Annotated in this window: 18 protein-coding genes and 4 tRNA genes; 18 read left to right on the top strand and 4 right to left on the bottom strand. The window is 62.1% G+C overall.

Annotated elements, in window-relative coordinates; translation table 11 throughout:
- The first annotated feature begins 9 nt into the window (after positions 1–9).
- The 11 genes from astD to AC3B6A_RS08035 all read left to right on the top strand — a co-directional run bounded on the left by astD (position 10) and on the right by AC3B6A_RS08035 (position 10,454).
- Entirely contained in the window at positions 10–1,476 is a 1,467-nt protein-coding gene (gene astD / locus AC3B6A_RS07985; RefSeq protein ID WP_488401841.1) for a succinylglutamate-semialdehyde dehydrogenase, read from the top strand.
- Entirely contained in the window at positions 1,476–2,822 is a 1,347-nt protein-coding gene (astB, locus tag AC3B6A_RS07990) for an N-succinylarginine dihydrolase (RefSeq protein WP_488401843.1), read from the top strand. The genes astD and astB overlap by 1 nt, the downstream gene beginning before the upstream one ends.
- Before the next feature lie 166 nt (positions 2,823–2,988).
- Entirely contained in the window at positions 2,989–3,270 is a 282-nt protein-coding gene (locus AC3B6A_RS07995) for a GTPase (protein ID WP_488401844.1), read from the top strand.
- A gap of 51 nt (positions 3,271–3,321) precedes the next feature.
- Complete coding sequence (gene astE / locus AC3B6A_RS08000; RefSeq protein WP_488401846.1) at positions 3,322–4,320, top strand: succinylglutamate desuccinylase; 999 nt, start codon at positions 3,322–3,324, stop codon at positions 4,318–4,320.
- Positions 4,321–4,482: 162 nt separating this feature from the next.
- A complete protein-coding gene (gene ltaE / locus AC3B6A_RS08005; protein WP_488401848.1) occupies positions 4,483–5,487 on the top strand; it encodes a low-specificity L-threonine aldolase in 1,005 nt (334 codons plus the stop codon).
- A 122-nt stretch (positions 5,488–5,609) separates the two neighbouring features.
- Positions 5,610–8,234, top strand: a complete 2,625-nt coding sequence (alaS, locus tag AC3B6A_RS08010) for an alanine--tRNA ligase (RefSeq protein ID WP_488401849.1) — start codon at positions 5,610–5,612, stop codon at positions 8,232–8,234.
- Between the two features lie 101 nt (positions 8,235–8,335).
- Positions 8,336–9,571: an aspartate kinase gene (locus tag AC3B6A_RS08015; RefSeq protein ID WP_488401851.1), complete on the top strand. Its 1,236-nt coding sequence runs from the start codon at positions 8,336–8,338 to the stop codon at positions 9,569–9,571.
- A 185-nt stretch (positions 9,572–9,756) separates the two neighbouring features.
- Positions 9,757–9,942, top strand: a complete 186-nt coding sequence (gene csrA, locus AC3B6A_RS08020; RefSeq protein ID WP_003085981.1) for a carbon storage regulator CsrA — start codon at positions 9,757–9,759, stop codon at positions 9,940–9,942.
- Between the two features lie 60 nt (positions 9,943–10,002).
- Positions 10,003–10,093 (top strand) — tRNA-Ser (locus AC3B6A_RS08025).
- 108 nt (positions 10,094–10,201) lie between these two features.
- Positions 10,202–10,278: transfer RNA gene (locus tag AC3B6A_RS08030), tRNA-Arg, on the top strand.
- 99 nt (positions 10,279–10,377) lie between these two features.
- Positions 10,378–10,454, top strand: a tRNA-Arg gene (locus AC3B6A_RS08035).
- 70 nt (positions 10,455–10,524) lie between these two features.
- On the opposite strand, the gene AC3B6A_RS08040 is transcribed toward AC3B6A_RS08035, so the two are convergent.
- Positions 10,525–10,683 carry a hypothetical protein gene (locus AC3B6A_RS08040; RefSeq protein WP_488401853.1) on the bottom strand — a complete coding sequence of 53 codons (159 nt, stop codon included), beginning with the start codon at positions 10,681–10,683 and terminating at the stop codon, positions 10,525–10,527.
- A gap of 72 nt (positions 10,684–10,755) precedes the next feature.
- Positions 10,756–11,037, bottom strand: coding sequence for a DUF4124 domain-containing protein (locus AC3B6A_RS08045; protein ID WP_488401855.1), 282 nt, complete (start codon positions 11,035–11,037; stop codon positions 10,756–10,758).
- Positions 11,038–11,361: 324 nt separating this feature from the next.
- Here AC3B6A_RS08045 and mgtE point away from each other — a divergent pair, with 324 nt between their 5' ends.
- A complete protein-coding gene (gene mgtE / locus AC3B6A_RS08050) occupies positions 11,362–12,804 on the top strand; it encodes a magnesium transporter (RefSeq protein WP_488401857.1) in 1,443 nt (480 codons plus the stop codon).
- A 137-nt stretch (positions 12,805–12,941) separates the two neighbouring features.
- Here the strand turns inward: mgtE and amrZ are convergent, their stop codons facing one another.
- The gene (gene amrZ, locus AC3B6A_RS08055) at positions 12,942–13,274 is read right to left on the bottom strand and encodes a transcriptional regulator AmrZ (protein WP_015476477.1); all 333 of its coding nucleotides are present in this window, start codon (positions 13,272–13,274) and stop codon (positions 12,942–12,944) included.
- A 467-nt stretch (positions 13,275–13,741) separates the two neighbouring features.
- Between amrZ and phnN the strand changes: the two genes are divergently transcribed.
- A complete protein-coding gene (gene phnN / locus AC3B6A_RS08060) occupies positions 13,742–14,302 on the top strand; it encodes a phosphonate metabolism protein/1,5-bisphosphokinase (PRPP-forming) PhnN (RefSeq protein WP_488403544.1) in 561 nt (186 codons plus the stop codon).
- 6 nt (positions 14,303–14,308) lie between these two features.
- On the opposite strand, the gene AC3B6A_RS08065 is transcribed toward phnN, so the two are convergent.
- Entirely contained in the window at positions 14,309–14,794 is a 486-nt protein-coding gene (locus tag AC3B6A_RS08065; protein ID WP_488401859.1) for a GNAT family N-acetyltransferase, read from the bottom strand.
- Positions 14,795–14,987: 193 nt separating this feature from the next.
- On the opposite strand from AC3B6A_RS08065, the gene AC3B6A_RS08070 reads away from it, so the two are divergent.
- The 5 genes from AC3B6A_RS08070 to AC3B6A_RS08090 all read left to right on the top strand — a co-directional run bounded on the left by AC3B6A_RS08070 (position 14,988) and on the right by AC3B6A_RS08090 (position 21,923).
- Positions 14,988–15,062: transfer RNA gene (locus AC3B6A_RS08070), tRNA-Arg, on the top strand.
- A gap of 553 nt (positions 15,063–15,615) precedes the next feature.
- Entirely contained in the window at positions 15,616–16,086 is a 471-nt protein-coding gene (locus AC3B6A_RS08075; protein ID WP_488401860.1) for a hypothetical protein, read from the top strand.
- A gap of 244 nt (positions 16,087–16,330) precedes the next feature.
- Positions 16,331–18,385 (top strand): secretin GspD/PilQ domain-containing protein, encoded by a 2,055-nt coding sequence (locus tag AC3B6A_RS08080; protein ID WP_488401861.1) that lies wholly within the window; start codon positions 16,331–16,333, stop codon positions 18,383–18,385.
- Positions 18,386–18,869: 484 nt separating this feature from the next.
- Complete coding sequence (locus AC3B6A_RS08085) at positions 18,870–20,693, top strand: hypothetical protein (RefSeq protein ID WP_488401862.1); 1,824 nt, start codon at positions 18,870–18,872, stop codon at positions 20,691–20,693.
- A gap of 105 nt (positions 20,694–20,798) precedes the next feature.
- Positions 20,799–21,923 (top strand): glycosyltransferase family 4 protein, encoded by a 1,125-nt coding sequence (locus tag AC3B6A_RS08090; protein WP_488401864.1) that lies wholly within the window; start codon positions 20,799–20,801, stop codon positions 21,921–21,923.
- Positions 21,924–21,935: the final 12 nt, after the last annotated feature.

Raw genomic sequence — 21,935 nt, forward strand, 5'->3', positions numbered from 1 at the left:
GGGAGCCTGATGATGAATACCCACTACATTGCCGGCCAGTGGCTGGCGGGCGAAGGCGAGCCGCTGGAATCGCTCTGCCCGGTCAGCCAGACCGTGGTCTGGAGCGGCCGCGCCGCTTCTGCCGCACAGGTCGCCGCCGCCGTCGCTGCCGCGCGCAATGCCTTCCCGGCCTGGGCCCGCCGCCCGGTGGAAGAGCGTATCGCCGTGCTGGAGCGCTTCGCCGCCGCCCTCAAGGGCCGTTCCGAGGCGCTGGCCCACGCCATCGGCGAGGAAACCGGCAAGCCGCTGTGGGAAGCCGCCACCGAAGTGACCAGCATGGTCAACAAGGTCGCCATCTCGGTCCAGGCCTTCCGTGAGCGCACCGGACAGAAGAGCGGCCCGCTGGCCGACGCCACCGCCGTGCTGCGCCACAAGCCCCACGGCGTGGTTGCGGTGTTCGGCCCGTACAACTTCCCCGGCCACCTGCCCAACGGCCACATCGTGCCGGCCCTGCTGGCGGGCAACGCCGTGGTGTTCAAGCCCAGCGAGCTGACCCCGAAGGTCGCCGAGCTGACCCTGCAGGCCTGGATCGAGGCCGGCATTCCCGCCGGCGTCATCAACCTGCTGCAGGGCGCCCGCGACACCGGCGTGGCGCTGGCCGGCAACGATGACATCGACGGCCTGTTCTTCACCGGCTCCAGCCGCACCGGCAACCTGCTGCACAGCCAGTTCGGCGGCCGTCCGCAGAAGATCCTGGCGCTGGAGATGGGCGGCAACAACCCGCTGATCGTCGACGAAGTGAAAGACGTCGACGCTGCCGTCTACACCATCATCCAGTCCGCCTTCATTTCCGCCGGCCAGCGCTGCACCTGCGCCCGCCGCCTGCTGGTGCCGCGGGGCGCCTGGGGCGACGCGCTGCTGGAGCGCCTGGTGGCCGTGGCCTCGACCATCAAGGTCGGCCGCTTCGACGAGCAGCCGGCGCCCTTCATGGGCTCGGTGATCTCCCTGGCCGCCGCGCAGCACCTGATCAAGGCCCAGGAGCACCTGCTGGCCAAGGGCGCCACGCCGCTGCTGGCGATGACCCAGCCGCTGGCCAGCGCCGCGCTGCTGACCCCGGGCATCCTCGACGTCACCGCCGTGGCCGAGCGCCCGGACGAAGAGTTCTTCGGCCCGCTGCTGCAGGTGATCCGCTACGCCGACTTCGACGCCGCCGTGCGCGAGGCCAACGCCACCCAGTACGGCCTCGCCGCCGGTCTGCTGTCGGATTCCCGCGAGCGCTATGAGGACTTCCTCATCGACAGCCGCGCCGGCATCGTCAACTGGAACAAGCAACTGACCGGCGCCGCCAGCAGCGCGCCGTTCGGTGGCATCGGCGCCTCCGGCAACCACCGCCCGAGCGCCTACTACGCGGCCGACTACTGCGCCTATCCGGTCGCCTCGCTGGAAAGCGAGAGCCTCAGCCTGCCTGCAACCCTGACCCCGGGAGTGAGCCTGTGATGACCGCCTATGAGATGAACTTCGACGGCCTGGTCGGGCCGACGCACAACTACGGCGGCCTGTCCTACGGCAACGTGGCGTCGCAGAGCAACAGCCAGGCAGCGTCCAACCCGCGCGAGGCCGCCAAGCAGGGCCTGGCGAAGATGAAGGCGCTGATGGAGATGGGCTTCAAGCAGGGCGTGCTGGCCCCGCAGGAGCGCCCGGCCGTCGCCTCGCTGCGCGCCCTGGGCTTCTCCGGCACTGACGCCGAGGTGATCGCCAAGGCCGCCAAGGACGCCATGCCGCTGCTGGCCGCGGTCAGCTCGGCGTCCTGCATGTGGACCGCCAACGCCGCCACCGTCAGCCCCAGTGCCGACACCGCCGATGGCCGCGTGCACTTCACCGCCGCCAACCTGAACTGCAAGTTCCACCGCTCCATCGAGCACCCGGTCACCAGCCGCATCCTCGGCGCGATGTTCCGCGACGAGCGGCACTTCGCCCACCACGCCGCGCTGCCGGCGGTGGCGCAGTTCGGCGACGAGGGCGCGGCCAACCACACGCGCTTCTGCAAGTCCTACGGCGAAGCCGGCGTGGAGTTCTTCGTGTTCGGCCGCAGCGCCTTCGACAGCCGCTTCCCGGCGCCGCAGCGCTACCCGGCGCGGCAGACCCTGGAAGCCTGCCAGGCGGTCGCCCGCCTGCACGGCCTGAGCGATGACGGCGTGGTCTACGCCCAGCAGAACCCGGCGGTGATCGACCAGGGCGTGTTCCACAACGACGTGATTTCCGTGGGCAACGGCGAAGTGCTGTTCCACCACGAGGACGCCTTCCTCGACACCGAGCGCGTGCTCGCCGAGCTGCACGACAAGCTGAGCCGCCGTGGCGGCCGCTTCCGCGCCGTGTGCGTGCCGCGCGACCAGGTCACGGTCGAGGACGCGGTGAAGTCCTACCTGTTCAACAGCCAGCTGCTCACCCGCGCCGACGGCGACATGCTGCTGATCGTCCCGGAGGAGTGCCGCAAGAACGAGCGCGTGTGGAGCTACCTGTCGCGCCTGACTGCCGAGGACGGCCCGATCCGCGAGGTGAAGGTGTTCGACCTCAAGCAGAGCATGCAGAACGGCGGCGGCCCCGCCTGCCTGCGCCTGCGCGTGGCGCTGAGCGAGCGCGAGCTGGCGGCGGTCAACCCGGGCGTGATCATGACCCCGACGCTGCACGACACCCTGGTCGCCTGGGTCGACAAGCACTACCGCGACCGCCTGTCCGAAGCCGACCTGGCCGACCCGCAGCTGCTGGTCGAGTGCCGGACGGCGTTGGATGAATTGAGCCAGATCCTTAAACTGGGCTCGGTTTATCCGTTCCAGCAGATCTGATGACCCGCTCACTGCCTGCCTGCGCTTGCTCATGCAGCGTTAAGAACAGGCTCGTGCGCGAGTCCGATCAAGATACTCATTTACAGCGCGTAAACCGCGCTCTTTCGCCTGTTCTTGCCTCGCCTGAGCTGCGCTCGGCGAGGCAAGAACGGGTCAGGTGACCGACATGACCGAAAGCCTCCCGCTGATTCTCGAAGACACCAAGGGCGAGCGCCGCGAGACCCACACCGCGCGCCTGGCCATCCGCCTGGAAGGGCGCGAGCTGTGGCTGGAGGCCGACGGCAAGGGCGGCCTGGTGATCTACGCCGACTCCCATGAGGACGACACCGAGATCCCGCTGCTGGTGGTGCGTCCGCAGGCGGTGAACCAGCTGGGCCTGAGCCTGGAGCTGGAAGCCGCCGAAGTCCACGAACATGGTCCAGACTGTGGATGTGACCATCACCACTGATCGCGCAGTCCAGGGCCGTTTGCGGCTGCTGGAAACGTTGGAGGCGTCCGCATGCTAGCCCTGGGCAAATTGCTCGAACTGACCCTCGCCGGCCGCGAGCCGACGGAAAAGATTCAGCTCACCGCGGACGGCACCCGGCTGCACTGGCTGGCCGAAGGCGCCCTGGAAATCACCCCGTCCACCACCCGCGACCAGGGCCGCGACCTGCTGCTCTCGGCTGGCATCCACGGCAACGAGACCGCGCCCATCGAGCTGCTCGACCGCCTGGTGCAGGGCATCGCCCGCGGCGAGATCAAGCCGGCGGCGCGCCTGCTGGTCCTGCTCGGCAACCCCGAGGCCATGCGCCGCGGTGAGCGCTACCTGGAGCAGGACATCAACCGCCTGTTCTGCGGCCGCCACGAGGAAGGCAGCGGCAACGAAGCCCTGCGCGCCGCCGAGCTGGAGCGCCTGGCCGCCGCCTTCTTCGTCCGCGCCGAGCGCCCCCGCCTGCACTACGACCTGCACACCGCCATCCGTGGCTCGAAGATCGAGCAGTTCGCCCTCTATCCCTGGAGCGAGGGCCGCGAGCATTCCCGCGACGAACTGGCGCGCCTGCGCAGCGCCGGCATCGACGCGGTGCTGCTGCAGAACAAGCCGGGCATCACCTTCAGCGCCTACACCTACAGCCGCCTCGGCGCCGAGGCCTTCACCCTGGAACTGGGCAAGGCGCGGCCGTTCGGGCAGAACCAGGTGGTCAACCTCGATCGCCTGGAGGTCATGCTGCAGGGCCTGATCCGTGGCGACGCGCCGCTCGTCGATGGCGCGCAGCTCGACGGTCTCAAGCTGTTCGCCGTGTCCCGCGAAGTGATCAAGCACAGCGACCATTTCCGCCTGCACCTGGACGATGCGGTGGACAACTTCACCGAGCTGGACCAGGGCTACCTGCTCGCCGAGGACATCGGCGGCACCCGCTGGATCGTGGAAGAGCAGGGCGCGCGGATCATCTTCCCCAACCCGCGGGTGAAGAACGGGCTGCGCGCCGGCATCCTGGTGGTCCCCACCGAGCTCTGAGCGCCTTCAGCTTTTCGTAGGAGCGAGCTTGCTCGCGAACGATGTTGCCGGCGACTCCTGCGCCGGGCTGTTCGCGAGCAAGGGCCTGCAGAACAACCCTTGTTCCTCCTCTGGCGAGCGCTTAGCATCGGGCATTTCCGCCTGTTGCCCTAGGAGCCCGCCATGTCCCTCATCGACCTTCGCAGCGATACCGTCACCCTGCCCACCGTCGGGATGCGCGAGGCCATGGCGCGCGCCGACCTGGGCGACGACGTCTACGGCGAGGACCCCACGGTCAACCGCCTGGAAACGACCCTGGCCGGGCGCCTGGGCTTTGCCGCCGGCCTGTTCGTGCCCTCCGGCACCATGAGCAACCTGCTCGGGCTGATGGCGCATTGCGGCCGGGGCGACGAGTACATCGTCGGCCAGCAGGCGCACACCTATAAATACGAAGGCGGCGGCGCCGCCGTGCTGGGCTCCATCCAGCCGCAGCCCATCGACGGCGAGGCCGACGGTTCGCTGGACCTGGACAAGGTCGAGGCGGCGATCAAGCAGGACGACTTCCACTTCGCCCGCACCCGCCTGCTGGCGCTGGAAAACACCATGCAGGGCAAGGTGCTGCCGCTGACCTACCTGGCCGCCGCGCGGGAAATGACCCGCCGCCGTGGCCTGGCCCTGCACCTGGACGGCGCGCGCCTGTACAACGCGGCGGTGAAACTGGGCGTGGACGCCTGCGAGATCACCCGCCACTTCGATTCCGTCTCGGTGTGCCTGTCCAAGGGCCTGGGCGCGCCGGTGGGCTCCGTGCTCTGCGGCGACGCCGAGCTGATCGGCCGCGCGCGCCGCCTGCGCAAGATGGTCGGCGGCGGCATGCGCCAGGCCGGCGGCCTGGCGGCGGCGGGGCTGTACGCGCTGGACCATCAGGTCGCGCGCCTGGCCGAGGACCACGCCAACGCCGAGGCGCTGGGCCGTGGCCTCGCCGAACTGGGCTACGCCATCGAGCCGGTGCAGACCAACATGGTCTACGTCGGCATCGGCGAGCGGGCCGGCGCGCTGGGCGCCCATCTGGCCGAGCGCGGCATTCGCGTCAGCCCGGCGGCGCGCCTGCGGCTGGTGACTCATATCGACGTGAAATCGACGGATATTCCGCGTATCGTCGAGGCTTTCGCCGCCTTTCGTCGCAACTGAGTGCGAGCGGGGCGCAACCGGCGCCATCTATCGCACAAACACTCTGTACCGAGTACGCAGGGCCGATCATAATGCGGCCCTTTGCCGGCGATTTGTGGCCGCATTTTTCCGTGGAAGAATCTATGAAAAGCGCTGAAATCCGTGAAGCCTTCCTCCGCTTCTTCGAAGAGAAGGGACATACCCGCGTAGCGTCCAGTTCGCTGATCCCGGCGAACGACCCGACCCTGCTGTTCACCAACGCAGGCATGAACCAGTTCAAGGACTGCTTCCTCGGTCTGGAAAAGCGCGCCTACACCCGCGCCACCACCAGCCAGAAGTGCGTACGCGCCGGCGGCAAGCACAACGACCTGGAAAACGTCGGCTACACCGCGCGCCACCACACCTTCTTCGAAATGCTGGGCAACTTCAGCTTCGGCGACTATTTCAAGCGCGACGCCATCACCTACGCCTGGGAATTCCTGACCTCGGACAAGTGGCTGAACCTGCCCAAGGAAAAGCTCTGGGTCACCGTCTACGCCAGCGATGACGAGGCCTACGACATCTGGACCCGGGAAGTCGGCATCCCCGCCGAGCGCATGGTCCGCATCGGCGACAACAAGGGCGCTCCCTACGCCTCGGACAACTTCTGGGCGATGGGCGACACCGGTCCGTGCGGTCCCTGCACCGAGATCTTCTTCGACCACGGCGCCGACATCTGGGGCGGCCCGCCCGGCTCGCCGGAAGAAGACGGCGACCGCTACATCGAGATCTGGAACAACGTATTCATGCAGTTCAACCGCACCGCGGACGGCGTCATGCACCCGCTGCCGGCGCCGAGCGTGGATACCGGCATGGGCCTGGAACGCATCAGCGCCGTGCTGCAGCACGTCCACTCGAACTACGAGATCGACCTGTTCCAGAGCCTGCTGAAGGCTTCCGCTGAGGCCATCGGCTGCGCCAACGACGACGCGCCGTCGCTGAAAGTCGTCGCCGACCACATCCGTTCCTGCGGCTTCCTGATCGCCGACGGCGTGCTGCCGTCCAACGAAGGCCGCGGCTACGTGCTGCGCCGCATCATCCGCCGCGCCTGCCGCCACGGTAACAAGCTGGGCGCCAAGGGCACCTTCTTCCACAAGATCGTCGCCGCGCTGGTGGGCGAGATGGGCGGGGCCTTCGCGGAACTCAAGCAGCAGCAGGCGCACATCGAGCGCGTGCTGAAGACCGAGGAAGAGCAGTTCGCCAAGACCCTGGAGCAGGGCCTGAAGATCCTCGAACAGGATCTCGCCGAGCTGAAAGGCAGCGTCATCCCCGGCAACGTGGTGTTCAAGCTGTACGACACCTACGGCTTCCCGGTCGACCTGACCAACGACATCGCCCGCGAGCGCAGCCTGACCCTCGACGAGGAAGGCTTCGAGCGCGAGATGGAGGCCCAGCGCGAGCGCGCCCGTTCCGCCAGCGCCTTCGGCATGGACTACAACAGCCTGGTGAAGGTCGACGGCGACACCCGCTTCCTCGGCTACCAGGGCGTTTCCGGCGCCGGCCAGATCATCGCGCTGTTCAAGGACGGCAAGGCCGTCGAACAATTGGGCGAAGGCGAGGAGGGCGTGGTCGTCCTCGACCAGACTCCGTTCTACGCCGAGTCTGGCGGCCAGGTCGGCGACAGCGGCTACCTCGCCGGTGCCGGCGTGCGCTTCGATGTGCGCGACACCACCAAGGCCGGCGGTGCGCACCTGCACCACGGCGTGGTCGCCCAGGGCAGCCTGAGCGTCGGCTCCGCGGTGAAGGCCGAGGTCGACGCTTCCGTGCGCCAGGCCACCGCGCTGAACCACTCCGCCACTCACCTGCTGCACGCCGCGCTGCGCCAGGTGCTGGGCGATCACGTCCAGCAGAAGGGCTCGCTGGTCGACAGCCAGCGCCTGCGCTTCGACTTCAGCCACTTCGAGGCGATCAAGCCCGAGCAACTGAAGCAGCTGGAAGACATCGTCAACCGCGAGATCCGCAAGAACTCCGAGGTCGAGACCGAAGAGACCGACATCGAGTCCGCCAAGAACAAGGGCGCCATGGCGCTGTTCGGCGAGAAGTACGGTGATCAGGTACGCGTGCTGAGCATGGGCGGCAAGTTCTCCGTCGAACTGTGCGGCGGCACCCACGTGTCCCGCACCGGCGACATCGGCCTGTTCAAGATCACCAGCGAAGGCGGCGTGGCCTCCGGCGTGCGCCGTATCGAAGCGGTGACCGGTGCCCAGGCGCTGGCCTACCTGAACGGCGCGGAAGAGCAGCTCAAGGAAGCGGCCGGCCTGGTCAAGGGCAGCCGTGACAACCTGCTGGACAAGCTGTCCGGCCTGATCGAACGCAACCGCCAGCTGGAAAAGGAGCTGGAGCAGCTCAAGGCCAAGGCCGCCAGCGCAGCCGGCGACGACCTCGCGGGTTCCGCGGTCGAGGTCGGCGGCGTGAAGGTCCTGTCCTCCCGTCTCGACGGGCTGGACGGCAAGGCGCTGCTGGCGCTGGTCGACCAGCTCAAGAACAAGCTCGGCAGCGGCGTGATCCTGCTCGGCGGCGTATTCGAGGAGAAGGTCGTGCTGGTCGCCGGCGTGACCCAGGACCTCACCGGCAAGCTCAAGGCCGGCGATCTGATGAAGCAGGCGGCTGCGGCCGTGGGCGGGAAGGGCGGCGGTCGCCCGGACATGGCCCAGGGCGGCGGCGTCGATGCCGGCAAGCTGGACGAGGCTCTGGCGCTGGCGCGTGGTTTTGTCGAACAGGGCCTCTGAGGCCCTGAAATACCGGGGCCCGCAGCGCGTCCGGCGGGCCTTGGCAGCATGCGGTGATGCATGTCTAATGGGCGCCCTTCAGGAATCAGGCGGCTTTTGAAATGGCTTTGATCGTACAGAAGTTTGGAGGGACCTCCGTCGGCACCGTCGAGCGAATCGAGCAGGTGGCCGAGAAGGTGAAGAAGTTCCGTGAAGCGGGCGACGACATCGTCGTGGTGGTGTCCGCCATGAGCGGCGAAACCAACCGCCTGATTGGCCTGGCCAAACAGATCATGGACCAGCCGATTCCGCGCGAGCTGGACGTCATGGTCTCCACCGGCGAGCAGGTGACCATCGCGCTGCTGAGCATGGCGCTGATCAAGCGCGGCGTGCCGGCGGTGTCCTACACCGGCAACCAGGTGCGCATCCTGACCGACAGCTCGCACACCAAGGCGCGCATCCTGAGCATCGACGATGCCAACATCCGCGCGGACCTGAAGGCCGGCCGCGTCGTGGTCGTCGCGGGTTTCCAGGGCGTGGACGAGCACGGCAACATCACCACCCTCGGCCGTGGCGGTTCCGATACCACCGGCGTGGCCCTGGCCGCGGCGCTGAAGGCCGACGAATGCCAGATCTACACTGATGTGGATGGCGTCTACACCACCGACCCGCGCGTAGTGCCGCATGCGCGCCGCCTGGACAAGATCACCTTCGAAGAGATGCTGGAAATGGCCAGCCTCGGTTCCAAGGTCCTGCAGATCCGTTCGGTCGAGTTCGCCGGCAAGTACAACGTCCCGCTGCGCGTGCTGCACAGCTTCCAGGAGGGTCCGGGTACCCTCATTACCCTTGATGAAGAGGAATCCATGGAACAGCCGATCATCTCCGGCATCGCCTTCAACCGCGACGAAGCCAAGCTGACCATCCGTGGCGTACCGGATACCCCCGGCGTTGCTTTCAAGATCCTTGGCCCGATCAGCGCCGCGAACATCGAAGTCGACATGATCGTGCAGAACGTCTCGCACGATAACACCACCGACTTCACCTTCACCGTGCACCGCAACGACTACCTGAGCGCCCTGGAAATCCTCAAGCAGACCGCCAGCAACATCGGTGCGCGCGAAGCCACCGGCGACACCAACATCGCCAAGGTTTCCATCGTCGGCGTCGGCATGCGCTCCCACGCCGGTGTCGCCAGCCGCATGTTCGAGGCGCTGGCCAAGGAGTCCATCAATATCCAGATGATCTCCACTTCGGAAATCAAGGTTTCCGTGGTCATCGAGGAGAAGTACCTGGAGCTCGCGGTACGCGCCCTGCACACCGCATTCGAACTCGATGCCCCGGCCCGACAGGGCGAGTGAGGGGAGTGGATCTGAAAAGGCGCGGCTAACCCGCGCCTTTTGTCATTTTTGACTGGCCGGTAGGAACTTTCATTCCGACAGGACTGGTCAATACTTGGGTGAAGGATTCGCGCACTTGAACTATACGAATCTGCCACCATTTCTTTTTTGCAGACTGTTTATCCGTAATTCGTAAGGAGAAAGGAATGCTGATTCTGACTCGCCGGGTCGGAGAGACCCTGATGGTCGGTGATGACGTCACCGTGACTGTGCTGGGCGTCAAGGGCAATCAGGTGCGAATCGGTGTGAATGCGCCGAAGGAAGTCGCTGTGCACCGTGAGGAAATCTACCAGCGCATCCAGAAAGAGAAAGACCAAGAACCAAACCATTAATTTCCTTAAAAATTTTCTTTGCAAACGGGGAAAACATGGTTATCATGCGCCCCGTGTTGCGGAGAGGTGGCCGAGTGGCCGAAGGCGCTCCCCTGCTAAGGGAGTACACCTCAAAAGGGTGTCGGGGGTTCGAATCCCCCCCTCTCCGCCATTGCATCTTCTGGTGCTTGAGTTGTCCGGTTACGTAAGTGACTGAAATGATTGAAAAATCATGTTGACAGCGCGAAAAGATCACACTAGAATTTGCGCCCTCATCAGCGCACTCATAGCTCAGCTGGATAGAGTACTCGGCTACGAACCGAGCGGTCGGAGGTTCGAATCCTCCTGAGTGCGCCATATAAGAGGCAACGCGAAAGCGGGGCTTCAGCGGCGAAGAAGGGTAATTCCGGACTAGCTGCAGCCAGTTGGTGAATCTGGTTAAACTGCACCAACGACGCACTCATAGCTCAGCTGGATAGAGTACTCGGCTACGAACCGAGCGGTCGGAGGTTCGAATCCTCCTGAGTGCGCCACATACGAAAGGGCCTGCAGAAATGCAGGCCCTTTTTCTTTGTTCGGCGAAAAGCCCGTGACGCGCTGTTCTCAGCGTTTCGCCTTGCCCGCCACGCAGCCGTCTTCGTCGAAGGTCACGGTGCGGGCGCCGTGCCTTTTGTCCGCCTGGTAGTGGTAGCGCAGCGTTCCGTTGTTCTGGCTGACCTTGTCCGGCCTGCCGAGGGTGCTTTCCACGTCGCCGCGGGTCATTCCGGTCTTGATCCTGCCTTCGATGATCGCCTTGCGCCGTGCCTGGCCGGTAACGCGATTGCCGCAGCCGTTCTATTGTTCTCCCACCACCACGACGCTGTCGTCGATGTCCTTGCCTTTCTCGCGTCGTACCGCACGCGATTGCGAGGTGGGCTCGGAAGTCGCCAGCGGTACTGGCTTGCCGCTTCCCGGTGTGGGATTGGAGGCATTCTGCTGCTCCTGTTGCTGGTCGGTGGGGCAGCCAAGCTGGCTGAAGAGGACGCTGCCGTCGGCAGCTGTACAACGGAACACCGTCGCCGCTTCGCAGGTCGGTAGCAGGAGCAGGGTCGAAAACAGTAGGGCGGGCAGGCGCATGGTTTTCCTCCGTGACGATGGGCCTGCCGGCAGCCTAGGGGTTGAGCTTGTAATCCGGTGCCGGGTGTCTTGTGGGGGATTTCGGGCGTCGTATCGTGCGATGAACCGGCACCGAACTTTCGGGCGCAAGCGATTGTTCTGACCGTGATTTTGTAACGCCTATTACACCCCGGAGTGTTATCATTTCCCGCATCTGCCCTTGATGGGCGCATGGGACAACCACCATGGACTTACCCAGTAGTTACTCAGAACCCCGATTGCGTACACACGACCTGATGTATTGATCCCCAATGGCGCGTTCTGCCACTGGGGGTGGAGCGTGCTATGACCGAAGTAGAAGCCAAGAAGCCGCAGGAAAGCCTGCAGGACCGCCTCAGTCAGGTGGTCGACCTGCTGCAGAAGCACAAGCTGGTGGAAGAACTGACGCACCGTCAGGAAGGCCAGCATCACGACCTCGTCGAAAACCTGGTGCATCGCCAGAACCTTGCCGAATTGCAGCGCAAGCTGGATGAGTTGCACCCGGCCGACATCGCCCACATCCTCGAATCCCTGCCGCTGGATGACCGCCTGACGGTCTGGCAACTGGTCAAGGCCGAGCGTGACGGCGATATCCTCCTCGAAGTCTCCGACGCCGTGCGGGAAACCCTGATCGCCGACATGGACGATCACGAGATCCTCGCCGCGGCCAAGGACATGGACGCCGACGAGCTCGCGGACCTGGCACCGGAACTGCCGCGCGACGTGGTCCACGAACTGATGGAAAGCCTCGATGCGCAGCAGCGCGAGCGGGTGCGTTCGGCGCTGTCCTACGAGGAAGATCAGGTCGGCGCGCTGATGGACTTCGAGATGGTCACCATCCGCGACGACGTCAGCCTGGAAGTGGTGCTGCGCTACCTGCGCCGCCTCAAGGAGCTGCCCGGGCATACCGACAAGCTGTTCGTGGTCGACTACGACGGCGTCCTCAAGGGCGTGCTGCCGATCAAGCGCCTGCTGGTGAACGATCCGGACAAGGACGTGGCCGAAGTCATGGCCACCGACCCGGTGATCTTCAATCCGGACGAAGACGGCTACGACGCCGCCCAGGCGTTCGAGCGCTACGACCTGATTTCCGCGCCCGTGGTGGACAGGAACGGCAAGCTGATCGGTCGTCTGACCATCGACGAGATGGTCGACCTGATCCGTGAGGAGAGCGAGAGCGAAGTCCTGAGCATGGCCGGTCTGCGCGAGGAGGAAGACATCTTCGCCTCGGTCTGGAAATCGGTGCGCAACCGCTGGGCCTGGCTGGCCACCAACCTGATCACCGCCTTCATCGCCTCGCGGGTGATCGGCCTGTTCGAGGGTTCCATCGAGAAGCTGGTGGCGCTGGCCGCACTGATGCCCATCGTCGCCGGCATCGGCGGCAACTCCGGCAACCAGACCATCACCATGATCGTCCGTGCCATGGCGCTGGACCAGGTGCAGGTCAACAGCGCCAACCGTCTGCTGCGCAAGGAGTTGGGCGTGGCGCTGGTCAATGGCCTGGTGTGGGGCGGGGTGATCGGCCTGGTGGCCTTCTACCTGTACGGCAACTGGGAGCTGGGTGCGGTGATGACCGGTGCCATGACTCTGAACCTGTTGCTGGCCGCGCTGATGGGGGTGCTGATCCCCATGACCCTGCTGCGCCTGGGGCGCGACCCGGCCATGGGCTCCAGCGTGATGATCACCGCCATGACCGACAGCGGCGGCTTCTTCATCTTCCTCGGGCTGGCTACGCTGTTCCTGATGTAGCCAGTCGCGCCGAAAAGGCCGCCCGCGAGGCGGCTTTTTTGTACCCGTGATGTGCTGTCTGCACCCACCCTTTGCAAAAAAACGACGGGCATGAAAAAGCCGGCTCGAGGCCGGCTGTTTTCGGTGTTGCGGACGGCTCAGGCGTCGTTCTGCGCCATCTCGGCGTCGTGCGCGATCAGGGCGATCAGGGCATTCTGCTGGCGATGGGTCAGCTGGCGGAAGCGTTGCAGCAGTTCGCGTTCGTGCAGGCTCAGCTCCGGGCTGTCCAGGCGAATGCCAAGATTGTCCTGCAATGCGCCTTCCTGAAGCAGGCTTTGCTCCAGGCGCGCGATGATCTCGGAGTTCATGCTGCGATGGTGGCTGCGAGCGACTTCAGCGATGCGCTCGCGCATGCCTTCCGGCAGACGTACGACGAATTTGTCAGCGGTGCGGCTGGAGTAGGTAGGGGTTGCCTGTTTCAATGGGCGCATACATTAAACCTGTAAGTCAGGGAGGCCGATGCCATGGGTCAGCGTTCGTTCAGGCCCTTTGACAGCGATTTCCGTTGGCCGTTCAGCGCGTCGTCAACGGTTTTAGGAAAACCAATAACTTGACGTCAAATCTGCGACATATTGTGGTGCGAGTGAAGGCTAAATGCCAGCACCAATCGTCCGAAATGCGACACCCTCGGCAGACCTTTCCTTCGGTGGGTTTTAGGCGACTGCAGGTCCGATATTGACAGCGTAGCCGAACTGCAGGGAGCTCCGCCGCCACGGCGACAAGGGGTGCACGGCGGGCGCGCATGATGGCACAGTGGGCTGTCTGCGTGCAGGGGCGAGCCGGCATTAGGGGATTTTCGATAGCGATTCTTCCGATTTCCTGCACCGTGGGCGGTATCATCCGGCCGGCAGGTCAGAAACGACGTAGCACCGATCCAGCGGTCCCAGAGAGTGTCATGATCCCAGGCAGACTCATTTACCTGATGGGCCCTTCGGGCTCCGGCAAGGACAGCCTGTTGCAAGCCGCCGCCGCGCCACTGGCCGCACGGGATTGCCGTATCGCCCGGCGCGTCATTACCCGTTCGGCGGAAGCCCGGGGAGAGGATGCGCACCCGGTGACGAACGAAGAATTCGAGCACATGGAGCAGGCGGCCGCCTTCGCCATGTGCTGGCGCGCCAATGGCCTGTGCTATGGCATTCCGCGGGAGATCGAGGACTGGCTGGCCGCAGGGCACCACGTGCTGGTCAATGGCTCGCGCAAGTACCTGCCGCAGGCCCGGGAGCGTTATCCGGACCTGCTGGCGGTACTGCTGCGGGTCTCACCGGATGTCCTGCGTGCGCGGCTGCTGGCGAGGGGGAGGGAGAGCCTGTCGCAAATCGAGGCGCGGTTGGCGCGCAATGCGCACTTTGCCGACGGTCTCCCGGGGCCGCTGGTCGAGCTGGACAACTCCCGGGCGCTGGAGACCACGGTGCACAGCCTGCTCGAACTGCTGGATGGGCCCACCGCCGAGGCAGTCTGAGCCTGCTCAGTCGAGTTGCAGGGAGAGGCTGACGCCGTGTGGGGCGAATCCCATCGCTGCATAGAATCGGTGGGCCATTTCCCGATCCTGGTGGCTGGACAGCGCCAGCTTGTAACAGCCCCAGCCGCTGGCCCACTCCACGGCACGCCGGATCAAGGCCTGGCCGATGCCCTGGCCGCGGGCGCGGCTGTCCACCACCATGTCTTCGAGGATCGCCGAGCGCGCGAAGCCGTGGGCGATGTGCTCGATGAGATGCAGGGTGCACGTGCCCAGCAGCGTTCCATCGCGCTCGGCCACCAGGGTTACCCGCGTTGGGCGCCGGTTGCCCAGCTCCAGCGCCAGCAGTGCGACATCCGGGCTGGGATCCTGGGCGCCCAGTTGTTGCAGCAGGGGCGCGAGGGCCGGGGCGTCGTCCGGCGTGGCGACGCGGACATCGAACGTGGCGAAGGGCGAGTCGGGTGTCGCTTCATGGTCCACTGAGCTGTTATGCACGGTATGTCCTCCTGTTGAAAAAATAATGGACCTGCCCAGTGGCTGCGGCATGACAAAATCGCCATCTCTCGTTAACATGCCGACCCGGCCGCGTCCCGGCAGCTCTATTGGATAGAGCCTTTCTCCTTCCGGGGAGAGGGTTGGAGGTTCCATCCGATACACTGCACGCAGGATGCGTTAAACTCGCCGCTTCGTCCCCTTAGTTCAATGGATAGAACAAGCCCCTCCTAAGGGCTAGATACTGGTTCGACTCCAGTAGGGGGCGCCACCTCGCTTCGTCAGCTCGCTCCGGATACTCCGTGTAGAGCTGTCTGCTGTACTCCCTCCTGGCTCCATGGCTGGTCTTCAGGCATCCAACTGAATCAGGCCCTCCTGATTCAGCCTAATCGATAAGCCTTCAATAATCTGATCAAGCGTGCTGTCGCTCGCCGGCCGCGGAACTGCCGATGTGCGAAACATTCCGGCAGGTTGCGCCTGGTGGCTTTGGAACAGAGAGTCCGGAGGATGCCGCTGAGCACCCTCCGATCATCATCGTGATGGCTGGCCCATCTTCTGCTTCGGGAACCCAGAGCCTTGATCAACTTCCTGACCGCACCGGGGTGTTCGTTGCACCTCGCGATATAGGTCTCCGGCCGATCACGAAGGTGATTCTGTTTCCGCGGTTTTTTCGTACACCCTCCAAGGCTACGCGCCGGATAGCTGGCTCTATCTGATGTGCTATTCGGAGTTTTCACTCACATCAGTTGCCATTTGCGCCGGTTAAGGAATGACAGAGTTACGGACCCTGCAGGCCAGCCAGCTCTTCGCTCTGACATCGTTCAATGAATCCGCAAAAAGCTCTTCGCTCTTATCTGCTGATCGCCGGGTTGGGGATTTCTGGCGGATTGCTGCTCAACCCAGCCCAGGAAGGGGTATCGGATGCCAGTTCAGACACTGAGTGGAGCCTTCCCGAGTATCCCGAAAATTCTTTTGGCGCCGGTGTTGCCGCGGATGTCGCCTCTATCGCTTGGTGGGGAGTACAAAGCGACTCGCTGACGGAGCGAAATGGCGGTGCCGCGTCGGCCGTCAGCAAGCGCAAGGTGGCTTGGCACTTCAAGGGTGTGGTTTCTGTGGCAGGTAAGCGTTATGCGCTGATTGCCGAGGAGGCCAAGACCCAACCTCAGCGATATCTGCCGGATGACGCCCTGCCAGGCGGCGAGCGCCTGGAAATCATTGATGATCAGGGAATTCGTTTTTCTCTTCCTGACGAAGGGGGAGATCAGGAAAGGAAACTCTATGTACCAGCCGAGTAAGGTCCGTCTGCCATTGGTAAGGCGCGCACTTCTGGTAGCCATCTGTGCAAGCGCAGCGGGAGGATGTTCTACCGATCCCATGAACATTCCCGCGCCATTGCTCACTGGATCCCCGGGAGGGAGCGCAGAGGCCGACGCCGGCGGGGCGACTTTTCCAGCCAATGGCAATGTCGGTGCAAGACCTCCGCAAGGGCCCTCGTTCGAGACGACGCCTCAGGCGACCAAGGGGCCCCGGGACGGAGTGGTGGACAAGGCCGACCGTCTGACGCTGAACGACACCAAGGCCGACGTCACCGTCAATGTCGAAGACGTAACCTTGGCCGCCTTCATCAATGAGGTGTTCGGCAACATCCTGGGACTTTCCTTTGAAATCGATAACAACCTGAAGAACAAAACGGACCGGGTCACCCTGCGGCTCGAGCAGCCGCAGACTTCGCAGATGGTCTACAACGTGGCTTCCCAGGTGATGGCCAACTACGGCGTGGAGATCGTCAAGCAGGGGGACGTGCTGCGTTTCCAGATCAAGCAGATCGGTCTGAGTCCGGATGAGCCACCGATCCTCATCAGTGGGGACGCCCGTCCCGATGTTCCCATCGCCTACCGGCCGGTATTCCAGTTCGTTCAGTTGCACAATGTCGACGCCAAGGATGTGATTCCCTGGCTCAGCAGCGCCTATGAAAAGTCGGGACTTACCGCCACAGCCGATGGTGCGCGCGGAGGGCTGATGCTCAAAGGAATGTCGGCCATCGTCTCCCAGGCGGCCAAGGCTGTCGTGCTGCTGGACCAACCCTTCATGAGAGGCCAGTACAGCCTGCGTATCGACCCGGCCTTCATCTCATCGGAGACGCTCGCCAAACAACTCAAGACCCTGCTTGTTGCCCAGGGCTACAGCGTCGGGCTGGGGGAAGCATCCGGCAGCGTCGTACTGGTGCCGCTGGAGAGTTCGAACGGGTTGATCGTCTTCGCCAATCAGCAGTCGCTCCTCGGTCTGGTTCGGGAATGGGCCCGGCAGGCAGATCGGGCTCCTCTGGCCAGTGTGGTGGAAGATGGGATGGGAGGTGAAAAGGAGGGGCTGTTCTTCTATGAAGTGCGCAATACCCGCGCTACCGATCTGGCCCGGTCTCTGCGTTCGCTGATGTCTGGCTTGGGCGGCGGGGGCGCTTATGGTTTGACGCCGGATCTCAACAACAGTGCTTCCAGGCGTGCTGCAACCGACAGTACCAAGATCAATCGCTCCGGCTCGGACGACATGGGGGGCGCTAGGAGTTCCGGCGTTTCGCCGTTGCTGCAGTTGGCCGGTACCCAGGCGCTCTTGGGGGGAGCGGGTAATAGCGGCCTGATGGACAGTCTGGCGTCAAGCATGATGGGTGGAGGCACGTTGGCCGAAGATGAAAATCGCAATGCCATCCTCTTCCGTGGCCCGGGACGCACATGGCAACAATTGCAGCCGATGCTCAAACACTTGGATAGGCCGGCGCGACAGGTTCTGATTGAGGTAACCATAGCCAGTGTGGATCTCGTCGATAATAAAAGCTTCGGGATCGACTGGTCTTTTGGTACGGGGGACTTGAATAGCCTGACGAGTATTGGAAAAAAGGTTGAGCTGGGGCCAAGTGGCGAGTTCAGTTATCTGATCAATACAGCAGGCGGCGCGCATGCTCTGTTAACTGCGGTTGCACAGAATAATCGAGCCAGAATATTGGCTACTCCCAGGGTTCTGGTGAAGAGTGGTCAGCAGGCAAATATAAATGTGGGGTCGGATGTACCGGTTACGACAACGCGCCAGAATGACGGAAGTAGTACTGATGGTACATCCAATATCATTCAAGGGATATCTTATCGGTCAACGGGTGTGATATTGAATGTTTCGCCCGTTGTTTACTCAAATAATAGAGTGGATCTGACTGTCAGCCAGGAAGTGAGCTCTTCTGGTTCCGGTGGAGGTGGTGGTTCATCTGGCGGCTCATCAGGTGGGGCGGATGGCTTGACGCCCACTATCAGCAGAACGTCCATGGAAACGGCGCTGACACTACAGAGTGGTGGTTCTATATTCATGGGCGGGTTGATTAGAGAAGGTGGCGATGATGGAAACACCGGTATCCCCTGGTTGAAGGATATTCCAGTGCTTGGGTATCTTTTTGGGAAGAGTAGCGTGAATAAGTCAAGGAGTGAGGTTGTTATGCTTATACAGCCTTACATTATCGAGGGGGCAGATGATGCTAGAGAGGTTACTGAGAACCTCAGGCGTATGATCGAGCCGGAACTGTCGTGCAACAAGGCTCCGGGCGCTTGCGGCTGAGAAAGATTTTTAGATTTTAAGGGTTCTGTTCCAGTCGGTTTTCATTGCAGCCTCGCACTGTTGGTGCGGGGCTTTTTTTTGAGTTGCTCATGGGGATTTTTGAGGTGTGAGAATCTTCTGAAGGTTTTTTTACCGCAGGCTTGATGAATTTTCTTTGTTTCTATTTTTCCCCTCAAATAACCGCATTGTCTGTTGTTGCGATCACTTTCTGAGCTGTATAAAGCCTCCGGAAATCGTGAGCCATAAGGGAGCGGTTTTAGCTGTGTGAAATCGTTGTACATGACACAGGACAGCTGAAGAGAAGTTCGACAACGCGTTCATCGATCTCCTGGTGGTTGGCCAACTACTGAGGAGGCGAGCGATAGTGAGCAGAAATACAGGAAACTGATACTTCCTCCCTGCTTCGGATGTCGAGCACTCTGCCCTCGGGTTGGTTGAGGGTGAGAAATAAATGAATAGTCAATGATATTGGGAGTGAGTCTAAATGTTGAAGAAAACGCTGCTGGGTGCCGCAATCGCATCTGCCATGTTTGCAAGCTTTGCGAATGCGGGGGCGGGGGTGGTCAATATCATCACTGGCCCGAGTTCAAACCCTTCTGTGACCGAAAACTCTCCGGGGGAAGTAAGCCAGTATGGCCCTGGCCAGACTAACTATGTTCCAGGTGTGAGCGTTGAGACTGGCGCGAATTATTCCAGCCGCGCCGCGAACATCACTATCGCCCAGGAAATCTTCGGCAACCTTTCCGAATCCACCCAGTTCGACCTGCCGGACCTGGATTACGCCATTGACCTGACCAAGGCGGTACATGCTGCTCAGGGGCATACCATCAAACTGACGCTGGATCGTACTGTTGCCCAGTTCGCCAACCAGATTTCCCCAAATCAGATCAAGATCGGCAACTTGGCTGCTGGGACCGGTTTCGCCATTACTACTGGTGTTGGTGTCAACACCCTGAGTCTGACTCTGGATACTGCAGGTGCTGCTGAAATCGCGGCTGCGACCGCAGTGGCTCCCGCGCACGGCATTGTTCACTTCCTGTTTCGTACCAACGGCACTACATCTTCCGCACCAGCCAAAGTCGACCATCTGCGTGCACCGTTGCAGGGGGACAATACTTTCGTTGGCCAATCGTTCAATCCGCAGGTCTCTAAGTTGAATGACCCGCTGAATGAACGTCGATTCCAAGTGACGGTATCTGCCCAGTTGGATACCACTACCGGTGCCAATGCTCTGAGCGCCGAAAATAATGACTCTGCCGCTCCATTCATGGTCTTCACGTCTCTGCCGGCAGTTTACTGGGATGTGCTGAACACCAGTCAGTGGGGATCCTATCAGGTTCTCAACTCCCTGGACCTGGCGAACCAGGACAAGACCTTCGACACGAACGTTACTGCCCTGGTAGGTTTCAGTGATCCGGCAAACTATGGTGCTGATTACCAACGACTCGGTTCTGTCCGCCTGGGTGTGAATCCCGATGTGCTGAACGAAGATGGTCGGAACGTGTTTGGTTTCAACGGCAGTGACAAGATCGAAAGCTATATCTCGGGTAACTTCTCTGGTCTTTCGTCCGTAGCTCTGGTAGATGGAAATTGCTCGGATCATGCAAGTGCTGCCGTTTACTCCTGGGACTCCGCGAAAATAGCTGAGAGCCGGGGGGCGGACGGTATTTCGAAGTTGGCGATCAGTCTGCATAATGCAGATGTCAACCGGACCTACAACATTTGTGCCGTCGCCAGTGGAACTGCCGCCATGATGGCCCAACAGAGCTTCAACGTTGGTCCGTTGAGCGTTGACTTCGGTAACGTGCGTTATGTGGACCGTGTGATCAAGGGAGCTCAGATCGACCACTTCTGGAAGAGCAGCTGCGTTGCCAGCCTGTTCAACCTGCCGTCAGCCAACAACCAGGATGCGTTCTTCATCCGCCTGACCAACACCAGCGATGACGGTCGCAATGGCAAGGTACGTGGCGTTCTGTATGACCAGAACGGCAAGCGTTATCCGGAAACTGGCAGTGCCTACATCACCGACAGTACCGGAAAGAGCGTGCTGAAGTCGCATGAGACGGGTGTGTATAGCATCAAGGAAGTTGCCGCCGCCTTCGGGGTCGATGGTAACGACTGGAATGGTGCCAACGGCCGTGCTCGCCTGGTAATGGAAGGTGAATTCCCGACCTGTGAGGCATTGGGTCTGATTCGCTCTCCTAATGGCACCCTGAATAACATGACCGGCACTACCCAGGGTAATTTCAACGGCGACTCTGGTCCGTCGACTGTCACTAACCACAAGGCAGGCAATAATCGCAACTAATCAAAATAATTAGTTGCCCGGAAGAGGCGGATTAAGTGCCGCCTCTTCCTTTGTTTGTGTCATTGGTGGTTGGTTATTAAGTGCGTCCCTAAAGGCTTTGTGCGGATGAAGTTCAATCGTATGGCCGTTGTGTCGAATCAGGCATTTTCCATTGTCAACTTTCGTGGGGATCTCATTCGGGACTTGGTTTCCCGTGGCGTTGAAGTTTTTGCATTCGCACCGGATTACGATGTCTGGACAGAGCGTCAGATCCGCACGCTGGGCGCCATACCCGTAACGGTCGCAATGGATCGGGTGGGACTTAGCCCGTTCAACGCTGTGAAAGTCATTTGGGAACTGGCTGCGCGGTTGAAAGAACTGAGGATCGATGCAGTGCTCAGCTACTTCGCCAAACCGGTCATCTATGGTGGATTGGCCGCGAGGGTTTCACGGGTCAATCGTGTTTATTCCCTTATCGAAGGCGCTGGGTATGTCTATTCCGATAGCGCCATGTCCTTTTCCCGTGCCCTTCTGAAAACCCTGGTCAGTTGCCTGTATCGGCTCAGCCTTGGCACATCGTCCCGGGTCTTTCTGCTGAACGCGGATGACTATCGGCTTTTCGTGGGCGGAGGGCTGGTCGATGGCCGCAAGGTCACTATGCTGCCGGGGATCGGTCTGGATCTCCAGCGGTTCCGGGAGCGGCAGCCAGTCATCGAGCCGGTGATCTTTTCTTTCGTGGGGCGACTGTTGCGCGAGAAGGGTGTAGCGGACTTCGTCGCCGCCGCAAGACTGGTCAAAGCCAAATATCCCCTGGTTGAGTTCGTTGTGGTTGGCGACGTAGATGCAAACCCTGGTTCGATGTTCCGAGAGGAAGTCAGTCAGTGGGTGGGCGAGGGGGTGATTCGCTGGGTAGGGCGAGTTTCCGATGTACGGGAATGGCTGGGCTGCTCCAGCGTTCTTGTTTACCCCTCCTATTACCGCGAAGGCTTGCCGAGAACCATACAGGAAGCCATGGCTGTCGGCCGGCCGATCATCACCACTGATTCCGTCGGGTGCCGCGAAAGTATCGAGGATGGGGTCAATGGATTTTTAGTGCCGATAAGAAGCCCGCAGCATATCGCCGAGTCCATGGAACGGTTCGTCAACGACCCACTGCTGATCGCGAAGATGGGGCGGGAAAGTCGAAGGATTGCCGAAGCCAGATTTGATGTTCGGAAGATCAACGAAAAGATGATTTCTTACTTCTCGTGAGTGTTGCTGTAC

Source organism: Pseudomonas sp. B12(2026) (assembly GCF_057767015.1).